13 protein-coding genes are annotated in these 13,989 nt (G+C 57.6%); 6 read left to right on the plus strand and 7 right to left on the minus strand.

Annotated elements, in window-relative coordinates:
- Positions 1-107: 107 nt before the first annotated feature.
- Positions 108-575 carry a hypothetical protein gene (locus SH661x_RS17165; RefSeq protein ID WP_437223972.1) on the minus strand — a complete coding sequence of 156 codons (468 nt, stop codon included), beginning with the start codon at positions 573-575 and terminating at the stop codon, positions 108-110.
- 199 nt (positions 576-774) lie between these two features.
- Here SH661x_RS17165 and SH661x_RS17170 point away from each other — a divergent pair, with 199 nt between their 5' ends.
- The 6 genes from SH661x_RS17170 (at position 775) to sufB (ending at position 5,741) form a co-directional block, all read left to right on the plus strand.
- Positions 775-1,428 (plus strand): helix-turn-helix transcriptional regulator, encoded by a 654-nt coding sequence (locus SH661x_RS17170; RefSeq protein ID WP_437223974.1) that lies wholly within the window; start codon positions 775-777, stop codon positions 1,426-1,428.
- Positions 1,429-1,646: 218 nt separating this feature from the next.
- Positions 1,647-2,198: an NADH-quinone oxidoreductase subunit B gene (locus tag SH661x_RS17175; protein WP_437223977.1), complete on the plus strand. Its 552-nt coding sequence runs from the start codon at positions 1,647-1,649 to the stop codon at positions 2,196-2,198.
- 10 nt (positions 2,199-2,208) lie between these two features.
- Positions 2,209-2,778 (plus strand): Uma2 family endonuclease, encoded by a 570-nt coding sequence (locus SH661x_RS17180; RefSeq protein ID WP_437223979.1) that lies wholly within the window; start codon positions 2,209-2,211, stop codon positions 2,776-2,778.
- A gap of 34 nt (positions 2,779-2,812) precedes the next feature.
- Complete coding sequence (gene sufC / locus SH661x_RS17185) at positions 2,813-3,631, plus strand: Fe-S cluster assembly ATPase SufC (RefSeq protein WP_437223982.1); 819 nt, start codon at positions 2,813-2,815, stop codon at positions 3,629-3,631.
- Between the two features lie 72 nt (positions 3,632-3,703).
- Complete coding sequence (locus SH661x_RS17190) at positions 3,704-4,258, plus strand: Uma2 family endonuclease (protein WP_437223985.1); 555 nt, start codon at positions 3,704-3,706, stop codon at positions 4,256-4,258.
- Positions 4,259-4,316: 58 nt separating this feature from the next.
- Entirely contained in the window at positions 4,317-5,741 is a 1,425-nt protein-coding gene (gene sufB / locus SH661x_RS17195) for a Fe-S cluster assembly protein SufB (RefSeq protein ID WP_437223988.1), read from the plus strand.
- Between the two features lie 80 nt (positions 5,742-5,821).
- Here sufB and SH661x_RS17200 read toward each other — a convergent pair whose 3' ends face one another.
- From SH661x_RS17200 to SH661x_RS17225, 6 genes are all read right to left on the minus strand, one after another.
- Complete coding sequence (locus SH661x_RS17200; protein WP_437223991.1) at positions 5,822-6,325, minus strand: hypothetical protein; 504 nt, start codon at positions 6,323-6,325, stop codon at positions 5,822-5,824.
- Between the two features lie 290 nt (positions 6,326-6,615).
- A complete protein-coding gene (locus SH661x_RS17205; RefSeq protein WP_437223993.1) occupies positions 6,616-9,588 on the minus strand; it encodes a hypothetical protein in 2,973 nt (990 codons plus the stop codon).
- Between the two features lie 146 nt (positions 9,589-9,734).
- The gene (locus SH661x_RS17210; protein ID WP_437223996.1) at positions 9,735-10,751 is read right to left on the minus strand and encodes a KpsF/GutQ family sugar-phosphate isomerase; all 1,017 of its coding nucleotides are present in this window, start codon (positions 10,749-10,751) and stop codon (positions 9,735-9,737) included.
- Between the two features lie 275 nt (positions 10,752-11,026).
- On the minus strand, positions 11,027-12,112 hold the full coding sequence (locus SH661x_RS17215; protein WP_437223998.1) for a hypothetical protein: 1,086 nt from the start codon (positions 12,110-12,112) through the stop codon (positions 11,027-11,029).
- Between the two features lie 150 nt (positions 12,113-12,262).
- Positions 12,263-13,282, minus strand: a complete 1,020-nt coding sequence (locus tag SH661x_RS17220) for a DUF1559 family PulG-like putative transporter (RefSeq protein ID WP_437224001.1) — start codon at positions 13,280-13,282, stop codon at positions 12,263-12,265.
- Entirely contained in the window at positions 13,282-13,944 is a 663-nt protein-coding gene (locus SH661x_RS17225; protein ID WP_437224003.1) for a hypothetical protein, read from the minus strand. The genes SH661x_RS17220 and SH661x_RS17225 overlap by 1 nt, the downstream gene beginning before the upstream one ends.
- Positions 13,945-13,989 lie beyond the last annotated feature (45 nt).

Genomic DNA, 13,989 nt, shown 5'->3' on the forward strand with positions numbered 1-13,989 from the left:
ACTGCGTTTCAAAGCAATTTGGACAGGTCAGCGGGAGAACAGCCTCCCCCGCCATCGCCCCGAGAAAGATCTCGTTGGATCATCACAGGGTGGAAAAGCCTGCCATCTTATCGTCTGGACCTGAGAATTTGCAGTGCTTGTGCACGGTCCATGGAATTTTGTTCCCGGCTGCGGACTGCAGTTGCCGCTCCGCTCCGATTCTTTCTCAGAATTTGCAGGGCCTGCCGATCCTGATCCGCTGGTGAAAGCCCCCCGAACCGCTCCTCGCCGACTTTCAGGAGTGCGTGATCCATCTCCGCAGCGTCATGAATCCAGACTCGTGCTTCCATCGAAGAAGCACTGGCTCCGGCTCCGAAACGCGTCGCTGTCGGGAAAAATCCGGATCGGGACGCGAATTCGCCAGCACTGCTCACCCCTCCCAGTAGCACTCCTCCCCGGTCGGGAACGGAAACGGCGGTCTGCACTCCGAAGCCGCTGACGACAGGCTGTTGGACCGTGACCGCCCCCGACTGAGCCCATGCACTTTGGGCTCCCAGAACAGCACCAAAAGCCAGAATCTGCAATGCTTTCAGCACGACAGTTCTCCCCCGGGACGCGGCATTTCTTCGCAATGACATAATCCTACCAGCATTTGTGAGTTGATCCAAACTTGAATCTCAGACTGACTCTAACTGCTGACAATCTCGATTCTTAGAAATGCGACATTTTTGACAGAATGAATTGTCGAAAAGATCCCTCTCTCTATACTGGAATCAGACCCGGTGGGAAAAAGCCATGCCCAGAGACAATCCAGACCACGAATTCCTGACGATCCTGCATCGGCACGAGCCGGTCTGCGTCCAGGAATTGTGCGAGAAGACCGGCGTGACGGCAACCGCCGTCCGCCAGCGATTGATGCGGCTGCAATCCGAGGGCCTGATCCGCCGTCAGGTGACTCGCCAGGAACGGGGGCGGCCCCATCACGAGTATGCCCTCACTCCCGAAGGGCTCCGGGTGCTGGGGAACGATCAGGGCGAAATGGCGGTATTGCTCTGGCGGGAAGTGATGAGAATTGAGCAACCGGAAGTCAAATCACAGGTTCTCTCCGGCCTGAAGAGAGCCTTGGTCGAACGGTTCGGAGTACAGGCCAGCGGAAATCTCTCCCAGCGGATGGAGGGGATGTGCCTGAATCTGGCTGGGTTCGGTTTCGATGTCGATTCCATCCAGGACTCTGATTTCCATGAAGAAGAAGGGAAGAGCACCCGCCGGCTGCCGGTCCTGCGGGAGCACAACTGCCCCTATCACGAGATCGCCCAGGAAGACCCTTCTTTCTGCGAATTTGAAAGGTCGGTCTTCTCGGAAATCCTGCAGGCGCCGGTCGAGTTGTCAGCGTGTCGACTGGACGGGAATCGCTGTTGCGAGTTTCAGGTGGGAGGTGCGGTCCAGTAGTGAGTGCGGAGTGAAGTCGGTGGTTTTCGTCGGAATCACCCTTCACAGAAAGAATGATCTTCGGCGTTAAGCAGGCGGTGCGATGGACTTTCGGATCAGGAAGAACCAGAATCGCCTGCAGACGGCAGTGCAAGCTGCTCTCACGAGTTTGTCAGGTTCCTGGCTGTTTCAGATTCCCAGTCCTCAGATCGGCTTCGAGATTCAAGGAGAATCAGACAATGACATGGATTGACGGACGGTTCGAAGAGAATGTCATTACGACAACACTGGAACAGGCAATGAACTGGGCACAGCAATCGAGCGTCTGGCCGATGACGTTCGGTCTGGCTTGCTGTGCGATTGAAATGATGGCCACCGGCGCGAGTCGATACGATGTGGATCGGTTCGGAGCTGGGGCGTTCCGGGCAACGCCTCGTCAGGCAGACCTGATGATCGTGGCGGGAACAGTGACATACAAGATGGCAAGCCGGGTCCGGCGACTCTGGGAACAGATGCCGGATCCGAAATACGTGATCGCCATGGGCGCCTGCACGGTCGGTGGAGGCCCTTATTTCAAATATGGCTATCACGTGGTGAAAGGGGTCGACCTGGTGGTTCCCGTGGACGTGTATGTTCCCGGTTGTCCACCTCGTCCCGAAGCACTCCTCGAAGGAATCATGCGGATCCAGGACAAGATCCGTGCACGCAAGTTAACCAAAGGAAGCAAAGAGATTTTGCCGGTGCCGCACCACTCCGGCTACGTGAAGGAACCAGAAATCGTTCTGGCCTGAAACTCATCCCATGCCAACACAAACCTTCCCCATCACTGCCGAACAGTTTATGGAGATGCACTTCGATGTCCCCGTCGAACTGGTGCGTGGAGAAGTTGTGTATCCCTATGGGGACGACGGCATGACTCGACCAGGATGGCAACATAGTGTCGTTTGTCAGAACGTCGGTGCATTGCTCTGGAACTGGTGCCGTTCCGGACAATACGGGCGGGTCATGAGCAATGACACCGGAATTTTAACAGAACGGAATCCAGACACACTGCGAGGTCCGGACCTGTTCTTCGTATCGACTGCGAAGTTGTCCTCAGGTCCGATCCCTTCCGGTGTTCCCGGGATCATTCCTGACGTGTGCATTGAAGTGTTATCGCCAAATGACCGCTGGCAGCAGGTCAGACATAAAATCACTGAATATCTGGACTGCGGTGTTCCCGAAGTCTGGGTGCTGGAAGTGGAAAGAAAAACGCTGCATGTTTTCCTGGATAACGACTCTCCTCGAGCACTGAACCTCGGGAGCACAGTGACCTCCGATGTCCTCCTAGGATTCTCCTGTCTTGTGGACGACCTGTTCGAATCCACCTGAATCGACCCGTATTTCAAGTTAGAGAATTGATTTCATGAGTCTGCTGAAGATTGAAAATCTGCATGTCAATGTGGGAGAGACGGAGATCCTCAAGGGGGTGAACCTCGAAATCCGCCAGGGGGAAATCCACGCATTGATGGGCCCCAACGGTTCCGGCAAGAGCACGCTCGCCTACACGCTGGTCGGACATCCCAAGTACGAGATCACCGAAGGCTCCATCAGCATCGGCGGGGTCGATATCGGCGAACTGGATCCGAGTGAACGGGCCCGTCTGGGACTGTTTCTGGCCTTCCAGTACCCGGTCACCATCCCGGGAGTGAAGGTTGCCGACTTCCTTCGTCACGCCATCTCGAACATTCGCAACCCGGAGCGAAAAGAAGGGGGCGAACTGATCTCCATGCGGGAGTTCCGCACGGAACTTCGCAAGACAATGCAGGAACTCAACATCGATGCCGAGTTCGCCCGCCGTTACCTCAACGAGGGCTTCTCCGGCGGCGAAAAGAAACGCATGGAAATCCTGCAGCTCGCCATGCTCAAGCCCAAGTTCGCAATTCTGGATGAAACGGATTCGGGACTGGACAGCGATGCCGTTCGCGTCGTCAGCGAGAGTCTGCAGAAACTCTCAGGACCGCACATGGGCGTGCTCATCATCACGCATCACGAGCGGCTGCTGGAGTTCAACGTTCCCCAGCACACACACGTTATGCTGGCCGGTCGAATTGTGGAATCGGGCGATGCCCAGCTGGCCCACGAACTGCACGAACGGGGATATGCCGGAGTGCGCGAGCGTCATCCACAGGCCGCAGCTGAGGAAAAAGAATCCGAAAGCAAGGGAGCTGTCGCCTCCGTATAGTCGAACTTCCGTTCGATGTCGTCCGGATCCGAATGTTGTTTCTGATCACCTGACAAGTTTCAACGCCAAGACATGTCCACCATCACCCTGCTCACAGCCGATGAATTCGACAGCATGTCGTTCGACATGCCTGTGGAGTTGATCCGTGGCGAGGTTGTCGAAATGACGAACCCAGGCGGGCGACACGGTGCAATCTGTTTCCGACTGGCTGGAATTCTTCACGACTGGCTGAAGACGGCTGTCGATTACGTTGCCCTGACAAATGACACGGGCGTCCTTCTCGAGCGGAACCCCGATACCGTTCGAGGCCCGGATCTGATGGTGTTTCATCAATCCCGGCTGCCACAGGGAAGGATTCCGACGGGACATTTCAGGGTCGCGCCCGATGTCGCCATTGAAGTCGTCTCCCCGTCAGATCGTATCCCGGACATTCTGCAAAAGGTTTCACTGTTTCTGCGTGCTGGCGTTGGAGAAGTCTGGGTGATTTATCCGGACCGACAGCACGTCCACATTTACAAGTCCGATGATGAGCCGACGATCCTGGATGTCGATCACCAGCTGACGTCACCACTGCTCCCGGGCTTCACCTGCACTGTTCACGATCTGTTTCGTGGCATTGCCACCTGAACAATTTCCTGATTCCTCGACCTGCCATCCCGACTTTCCATCGGAGAGAGCCATCAACATGTCAACGACTGAAATCCTGAATCCAACCAAAGCGGAAAGCCCGGTTGGCGAATATCAATACGGGTTCCATGACCCGACCGACAAATACTCCTTCATGTCCCGCAAGGGGCTGGACCGGGAGATCGTCGCCCAGATTTCCGAAATGAAAGGCGAACCCGCGTGGATGCGGGACTTCCGCCTGAAGTCGTTCGAGATCTTCGAATCCAAGCCGATGCCCAACTGGGGCGGCGATATGTCCGGAATCGACTTCCAGAACATCTATTACTACGTCAAAGCCAGCGACAAGCAGGAAAAGTCGTGGGAAGAAGTTCCCGAAGACATCCGCAACACCTACGAACGGCTCGGGATTCCCGCTGCGGAACGGCAGTATCTGGCCGGAGTGAAAGCGCAGTACGAGTCGGAAGTGGTCTACGGGTCATTGCAGGAAGACCTCGCCAATCAGGGAGTCCTCTTCACCGACACCGACTCCGCACTCAAGCTGCATCCGGAGATTTTCCGGGAGCACTTCGGCACCATCATTCCGCCCAGCGACAATAAATTTGCCGCTCTGAACTCGGCAGTCTGGTCGGGGGGATCGTTCATTTACGTTCCGCCCGGCGTGCACATCGACTTCCCGCTGCAGGCGTATTTCCGGATCAACACCCAGAACATGGGACAGTTCGAACGGACGCTCATCATCGTCGATGAAGGGGCGAGCGTGCATTACGTTGAAGGCTGTACTGCTCCCACCTACAGCAGCGACTCCCTGCACTCCGCCGTGGTGGAAATCATCGTGAAGCGGAAAGGCCGATGCCGGTACACGACGATCCAGAACTGGTCCAACAACGTCTATAATCTCGTGACCAAGCGCGCTGTCGCTTACGGGGATGCATTGATGGAGTGGATCGATGGCAACCTGGGTTCCAAGCTCACGATGAAGTATCCTGCAATCTATCTGATGGAGCCGGGTGCACGTGGTGAAACCCTTTCGATCGCATTCGCCGGCGAAGGCCAGCATCAGGATGCCGGTGCGAAAATGGTGCACTGTGCTCCCAACACCAGCAGCCGCATCATTTCCAAATCACTGAGCAAATCGGGCGGCCGGGCCAGCTACAGGGGTCTCGTGAAAGTGCAGAACGGCGCGACCGGCTGCAAGAGCAACGTGGTCTGTGACGCACTCATTCTCGATTCCGACAGCCGTTCGGATACGTACCCGTACATCGAAGTCGAAGAAGATGACGTGGCAATGGAGCACGAAGCTTCCGTGTCGAAGATCGCCGAAGAACAGCTGCTGTATCTGATGAGCCGTGGACTGACCGAGGCCGAGTCGAGCGCCATGATCGTCACCGGCTTCATCGAGCCGCTGGTCAAAGAGCTGCCGATGGAGTACGCGGTCGAGATGAATCGGCTGATTGAGCTGCAGATGGAAGGCAGCGTCGGATAAACTCCGTCGATGGAAACCAAAAATAAGCCCCACACTTCATGTGTGGGGCTTATTGTTTCCGCGACAAGCTGCGCCCGTTCTTATTTGCACTTGAGCGTAATATCGCGCACCCAGATGGTGCCGAGCGTGTTTCCGATGATGAAGCCGAGCCGGTTCTTGCGGCGCACGGTGTCGGAGACCCGGAACGTGTATTCGAACGGGATGTATTCTTCGGTCAGATGGATCTCTTCGTGCAGACCGATGCCGTGCCAGTCGTCTTCATCAATCGTCGCGGTCAGCAGCACGCTGCGGGGGACAGAAGCTTTGATCTTTCCCGAAACGACATAGCTTTCGCCGTCATGCAGGTCGAGGTCCCCCTGAAACACCTGCAGGTGGGATGGAACAGCGTCGACGTTCATGACGACGAACTGCACGCTGTCCTGATCCCCCATGATCATCCCTTTGCCCCCTTCGATCTCGTCGATTCGCCAGGCTGCCGGCTGATGGGCCGCATGCAGCAGGTTCCGGGACCGTTGCTTTTCACCGCCGATCAGGAGTGGACAGGCGACGAGGAAGAGCAGTGCCGTCGAAACGAGGGAACGCATGTCTTCGGGACTCCAAAGAACACTGGGCAGGCAAGTGGGGCTGGGGAAATTCGCGAGGAACCGGAAAGTGGGCCTTCGCCGTGGATTTCCGGAACCTAAAGCTATACAGCGCCACGGAACGCGTTGTCAAACGGGGATTTCGCGCGGCGGTTCAGTATTTTGAAATTCGATGTTCAGGTTTCCCGTCCCCGCCCAGCTTCTGTCCCCTGTCCCCTGTCCCCTGTCCCCTGTCCCCTGTCCCCTGTCCCCTGTCCCCTGTCCCCTAGACCCTGTCCCCTAGACCCTAGACCCTAGTAACTTCCCGAGAAGCCGCTGGAGCCGTCGATCGTGATTTTCCGTTTCACCGGGACGAATTCGATCAGCCGGGCTGCCGACGGACTGACGGTCTCTCCGGCGCTCGCCTGATAGTAGAGTCGGGCTTCTTTCCCCAGACCTCGCAGGGTGAATTGTCCGCGGCGTTCGTCGAACGTCAGCTCGTCAGCCACCGCCCGGAAGACCTGTCCTTCCAGCTCCGTTCCCCCGGTGGCGAAGACTTCGTAGGACTTCTCCACCTGACTGGAGAACTGCTTCTGGATGATCCGCATCTGGTCACATTTCATCCAGACCGCGTTTGCAGCTTCAGGAGTCGATTCGGAAAGCTGCTCGCGTTGAAAGCGGGTTTGTGCGCGCTCGACCGGAGCGGTGAGCACTTCCACCCGTTCTTTCAACGTGGCGTCGTTGCGGTTCATATTTCCGTCGATCGTCCCTGCGAACTGAACGTTGGAGTACCGCCAGCGTGCGTCCGCCTGTTTCGCGGGGGCGTTGGCCTGCGGATTTTCACCGGGGGAGAATTTGACGGCATCCCCCAGGCTCCAGGAGTCAATAACCCCAGGTCCGTCTCCTTTGAAGTCGCCGCTGGTCAGGTTGACGTGGAACCCCGCAAGCTTCGACCGTCGTACAGCAGCAAGCCGGTTCTGCTGATATTCGACGCTTTCCACAACCACGTTGTGACGTGCTGCAACTTCAGAGATCGTCACATCCGTCTGGGACTCCGGGGATTCTATGAAAGAGATTCGCTGATTCAGAGTGGCTGTCAGGTCTTCGCAAAGTAACCGGGACACGCTTTGCTGTTCGCCGGGAACCGCAGCGGTCACTTTCCCCCAGAACCGGGCATCCAGGCCATCGAAGGTCATCCCTTCCTGCCAGACGATGTCCAGCTTCGTTGCGGATGCGGCAGTTCCTCCACTTGCGTTGAGATTCTGTGGAATCGGCACGCTCAGGCCGCCAGCGCAAGGCACGTCGACCCGGTTTTCATGACGGGCCATGGTGATCTGATTTCCCCAGAGAGCAGCTTGTCCGATGCCGATGCTTGCGTTCTGAACGCTCTCACCCTGCGGGCCGATCTCTCCGCGCACGGTGAGGATCTGCTGCACTCCACCTTGATTCTGCACGACGAGCGATGATCCCTTGAGAACGAGAGGACCATCGATCGATTGATTTCCAACTGTCGTCGCGCGACCCGGATCATGCTGGATGACGATATTCCCCGCCCCCGTCACCTGTCGCACGTCGATCAGCGCCTTTCCGGAATCGTGAACGACCTCCAGGTTCAGAGCATCAGCAGAGACGATCCAGGGTTGGTCGGCTTCATTGGCGCTGGAATTTCCATTCGATGACGTTGAGTTCTTCAGGGGATTGTCGATCAATCCCGGATGAATCACGACATCGATCAGATTCGAACGTTCCACTTTCAACAGCTGTGAATCGAGCCGGACATGATTCTCCGCGCGAGCACGTTTGAGCGGCAGGGCGCTTGCGAGGAAGTTGCGGTCGGCCGATTGAGGTTGGGAAGCTCCTTGAGATTCCTTCTGAATGCGGTCCAGGTCGACCCACAGGTGAATCACGTCGGCACCCAGACCGAACTGACCGGGCACTCCCAGCAACGCCTGCTCTTCGATTCGCACGTGATGAACACGTGCCTGCGGGTCCGGACGCACCTGCACCTTCGACCCCCAGCGAGCCATCATCGGAGGAGCATCCGGGCGACTCTGTCGGACGTCCATCTGCCCGGCACCGCGACACTCGAGGTACTCGATCTGATTGTCTTCCGAATGCTGCAAACCGATCTGCGGACAGACGAACTTCACTTCGCCCCGGTGAATGACCACTTGCTGCTGATCGATGAAGACGGCTCTTCGTCTTGAGGCGTCGTACGTCAGGTCCTGCATGACAGCGGCGAGCTGCTGTTCATCGGACGTGACTTTCAGCCGGCTCCCGCGTCCGTTATCCGAGCCTTGAGCCCGCATGCTGCGAAAGACCAGACCGTCGAACGCTTTGGCGGGACTGGTTTCGCTGACAGGATCCGCAGGCGACGTGGAATCGAACTGAAGCTGCATCCACGCGCACTCGATTGTATCCTTGCGAGCCGTTCTGGCAGGGTCTGCGATGTGCACAACCCGGACCTGATCATCGAGCGTCGCTTCCCGCTTCAGCACGTCATACAGAAACGACCCTGCGCTGGTGATCTTCGCCTGTCGATCTTCACCCTGTTGTTGAAACGTCATGTCGAGAACAACATTTCGGCGAAGCAGGATCTGAGCAAGCCCGCCCACGCGTGGCATGTCTTTGCCCAGGATCGATTCCTGAGAGGGAGTGAACGCCAGCTGGAGCTGGTCGGCCGTTCCGGAGATTCGACGCTGATCCTGTTCCGTTGGACCGTAGGAAAACGCGATGGCATGGTCGCTGTAGAGCTGTGAAGAATCCTCTTCGAATTTGAAGTTCTGACCGTCAATCGTCAGGCCATCCGGGCCGTCGATATGCACGGGGCCTTCCAGCGAGGCCCAGACGATTCGTCCCGGATTCACGCTCGAGAGGGCGATTGCAGCATCGAAGAAGGAATTCTGAAATTTGATCTGGGCCCGGTCGGCCAGGACACGAAACGGCTTGGATCCCGGTCGCTTGGGGTCTTGCCAGTAGATCGCGACAGGCGAAATCTGAATGGAGTTCCCTGCACCGGGGACCCGTTCGTACTCGTTGAAGTACAGGTAGGCATGTTCCGCCATCTGCCATGTCTGCTGGGCACGGTGAGTCCATGTGAACTCCGGGAACACCTGCGCAGCTTGCTGCTCGAAGGCAGCTGGACCGCGCAGATCAGACTCCATCGGATCGACCAGCGGACGATCAATCTCCTTCATCTCGGTCAGCGGGATCAGAACCGCAGAGTAAACGCGATACGCCGCAGCCAGCGTTGTGACCGTAATGAATGTCACCAGGAATCGACGCATTTGCAAATTCCTGATGGTGAGGGGAAGGGTTGAAGGTTGATCGGTGGATGGTTCAAGGTTGAGCCGTCGAAATGCAGTTCCAAAGCCACATCAACCTTTAAACTTTCAACCATCAACCACGAAAAACAGGGACTCAGCGGTCACAATCACTCACCCGAATCGGTCGGCAGCCAGCCGATCACGTCGGTGATGTCGATCAGTCCCAGAGGCCGACGCTGATCATCCACCACCGGGAGTTCGCTGATTTTCCGTTCGGCCAGTAAGTCGATGACGTCCGCCAGGACCGCTGTCGAGCGGACGGTCAATGGATTTGAGGTCATGACATTGACGATCGGCTCATCCAGCCCTTTGTCGTTACGGGCCTCGAGGAGTCTGGCCAGATCGCTGTCGGTGAAGATCCCTGCCAGAGAATCTTCCTCATCAACCAGCAGAACCGCACCCGATCGACGCCCGGGTCGGGCGGCCATCGTGAAGACTTCGCGCACCGTGGACGTGGCAGGGGCAATTCGCAGTTGATCCCGGGGGCGCATCACTTCCACGACCGGCTTCAATTTCTGTCCGAGACTTCCACCGGGATGAAAGCGAGCGAAGTTTTGAGGCCCGAACCCGCGCGCCTGACTCACCACCAGGGCCAGCGCGTCACCGACCGCCAGCATCGCCGTCGTGCTGGTGCTGGGTGCCAGTCCCCACGGACAGGCCTCGCGCAGCCGACCGATCTCCACCACCACATCGGATTTGCAGGCAAGTGAATTCTGATCCGTCGCTGTAATGGAGATGACTTTCACCCCCATCGATTTCACGGTGGAGAGGATCGAGAGGAGTTCTTCCGTTTCCCCACTGTTCGAGAGTGCCAGCAAGATGTCGTCAGCGTGCAGACAGCCCAGGTCGCCGTGGACCGCTTCGCCGGGATGCAGAAAATGGGCTCGTGTTCCGGTCGAGGAAAGTGTGGCAGCAATCTTCTGGCCGATGAGCCCCGCCTTCCCCATGCCGCAGACAATCACGCTGCCCGAGCAATCGAGGACCGACTGCACCGCCAGACAGAAGCCGCTGTCGAGTCGTTTCACAACTTCCAGCAGCGCTTCAGCTTCCTGACGGACAATCTCGCGTCCGGCGCGGAGTCTTTCAAATTGCGAAAACGGTATCAGACGCTCGGCAGCACTCACTGGATGCATCCTGCAGGAGTTGACGAGGAAATTTTGGGTCGCAGATCCATCCGCGAACGGGGCGGGAGTGTACCTCTGGTTTTGAAAAAACGTCAACGCGAATCAACGTTTCCGGCATGCGGGACGCCCCCTTCCGGCAACGTTCTCCGGAGCAATTCCGTCAGCTCGAAGTAGAAACCTGCCGAATTTGCGGTCAACGCGGGCGATCAACAAACGCGTGGCTGCAAACCACGATGAATTCAACAGTTAAGCCACTACACCAAGTCCCAGCCGCCTCACCGCTGGTGGAACTGCACGTCTCGTACAACGGGTGCTTCCGGGTCCAGGGTCAGCTCGTGGAACTGAAATTCGATATTCCCGAGGATCGCTTCTGGAGAATCGAAATACTGGCTGAGGAATTTTCGGCATTCTTGCGAAAGCGAAATCGACGCCGGACGGGACTGGTAGCGGGAGGCGATCAGCATCCCATATCGACCCGCTGCCGGGACCACCGCAGAGTACTTCCCCTCTGAGTCGGCGACTTCGAATCGCCCTCCCCAGACCGTGGCGGCACTCTCCAGCAGATGCTGGTCCTCTTCCGAGGCTCCGACCCGAAACCCGAGGCCGTCCACCTTCGAAGTCCCCCGGCGTTCCAACGGAAGCACCAGGATGCGGGCCCCGCGATCCGGCTTCTGCTCGTTGGCCACTCCGGCGTAGGTGACCTGCCCCCTCACCTCAGCGATGGCAACATGTGGCCGGGGAGCAGGAGATTCTTCACTGCCCGCTTCGCGGATTCCGTTCACTTCGCTGACCGGATCGGAGACGGCACTTGTTGAAGGATGACTTTTGCTTCGAAGTGCCAGACCGATCAGGATCCCGCACAGCAGCGATAATGCGACAGCACCGAACATCGACGCGGGGCGGAATCGCGGATCGACAGGCTTTGGCTCGACAACCGCGCTCTCCGAGACCGGCTGTTCCACCAGTTCTGCCAGTGCATCCTCCAGCGATCCCGAGATTTCCGGGGAATCTTCCACGTGGGCCACCGGAATCGCGAGGATCGAGTCTCCCGTCTCCGGTCTTGTGACCACTTCCACGGGAAAGACTGAAGTCCCGCGGGCCGGAGCAAAGACAGCAACCGGGACCGGCAACGGCGACTCAGACACCTCCTGAGTGGCCAGGTTCGCCAAAGCTCCCAGCGCGGTCAGCAGTTCCTGATCGTTGTAGTTCAAGCTGGGCGGCGGAAGGGGATTCACAGTCCCGTCCAGCTCCGGCACCCGCAGAGTGTGTCCACAGGTCGGACAGTCAGTGACGCTTCCGGCTTTACTCTCGGAAATCCCCAGAAACTGTTCGCAGTGAGGGCAACGGAACTTGATGGGCATGGAGTGACAGAAAATCGGGGTCAGCTGGAAGGTCGTACTCGGCCCGCGGTGAAAGTCTCTGCTTTCAAGTGTGGCGACCTGTCCGCGATTCGCACAGGGTTCGAGCGAAAGATTCTGGACTTTCGCCGCGACACTCCTCCGCTCTCGACGTCAAAACTCCGAAACAACATCTCCAGCAGCCGGAGTCGAAAGAGCCTTGAGCACATCTGGGGAAATGTCGGAGTTGATCCACCGGGCGGAGCCGTCAACCAGCAGAAAACCGACAAAGCCCTGCCCGGGAATTCCACCGAATGTGTCTGATCGTGAATGAAATCCGAGCCCCGGATCGCGCCAGTTGATCGGATCACCCCACGGGCGATGACCGGTGTTCACCTCTCCGAGTAACAGGGTCGTGCTGACACCGTCTGTAATGTCTGAGAATTTCAACGCGACCGGAATCCCGAGCAAGTGTGAATTCCATGCGTAATGACTGGCAGCCATGCCCTCGACTGAATCCGGCCCCAGCGCCGGATTCAGAAAGACCGGAAGTCTGGTACGGAACGCCTGGTCGTTAACGGGATCGGTCCAGGGTCTGGTGAGGTCGACCTGCGGTCGCACCGTGGATTGTGATCTCCCTTTGTCCAAATCGAGATGTGGCAGCAACAACGTTTCCCAGCTGTGGAGTGCCCGACCGCTTTCGTCGAATAAGGCGCCCTGTGGCAAACGCCCGTCCGCCTCAGAAATTTCATGGACGGCCCGTCCCATGATTTTGAGATTTTGACGGGATATCATGTGATCAAAAAACGGGTTTCTGAGCATGCGTTCCGATCCGCTCATCATCCACCCCAGTTGGTGTACGATCCCCACTGCAGAGATCCCGGCGGCAAACATCAGAATCACCATTCCGAGGATGCTGGCGGTCCATCGCCACGGCCAACGCTTCAGCGTCGTGTTGACAACCAACCGCCGGAGAAATAGCTGTAAGCCGACAAGAAGCAGGGAAACGAGGACGGCTGCTGAGACGACGCTCGAGCCGGAAAACTTCATTCGGGAGAGATTGGAGAACAGGAATGAAACCCATCCAACGGCCAGATGCCACGGGATCTGCAGAATGAAGAAAAAGGCGAACACTCCGAAGAACAGATAGACCGCAATAAAAGTCCACAGCAGGAATTTGCGTCGCCGAGTCATCACACTCCCCCTTCCGGGACGAGAGTGCTGTCTGAATCGTTTGACGCCGTCGTCACCGGTTTGATGATGCCGTCCGTGCTGAGGACCAGCGGAGGGGCACCATCGTAGATCTGGTATTCGAAGACGAGCGGACTCGGAGCATCGCCCATCTTCAGTCCGCCATGATATCCATAGCGGACCTCCGCAGTGCCGGGTTGCTTCCAAAGCTCTGATGCAATTCCGCTGCTCTCAATCGAATCAGGGAAATGACCGTCATGCGACGCGGCGTAGGTCCAGAGCAATGATCGCAACACTTCCAGATGCCACTGCCGTCCCTTCAACAGCGAGTCCGATTCTCTCCGCGAGTGCGGTTCATCCAGAGTGTAAACGATGCCCGTTTTCTTCCAGGCACCGGGCGTCAGGAGTTCACGCGCTCCTGAAATCATTGTGAGCACCAGCAGGAACAGCAGTGACCACAGGAACGTCGCACTCAACGCTGTGAGGTAAGAGATCCTCGGAAGCCGGGTGAAATCGAGCGTCAGTCGATTCCACAGCCAGCGTACGCCAGCCACACACAGCAAGAAGATCAGCAGGAAGAAGGAAATCGAATCCCACCGCAGCTTGGCGATGTCCGACAGCTCGATATTCGGCATGCCAGCGATGAGTTGAGCAGGGAAGTGCATGTGCGGCCCGCCAGGTCACGTCAGAGACAGCGCGAAGTGATCACC

The organism is Planctomicrobium stercoris (assembly GCF_051465655.1).
In the GTDB taxonomy this organism is placed as follows: Bacteria; Planctomycetota; Planctomycetia; order Planctomycetales; family Planctomycetaceae; genus Planctomicrobium.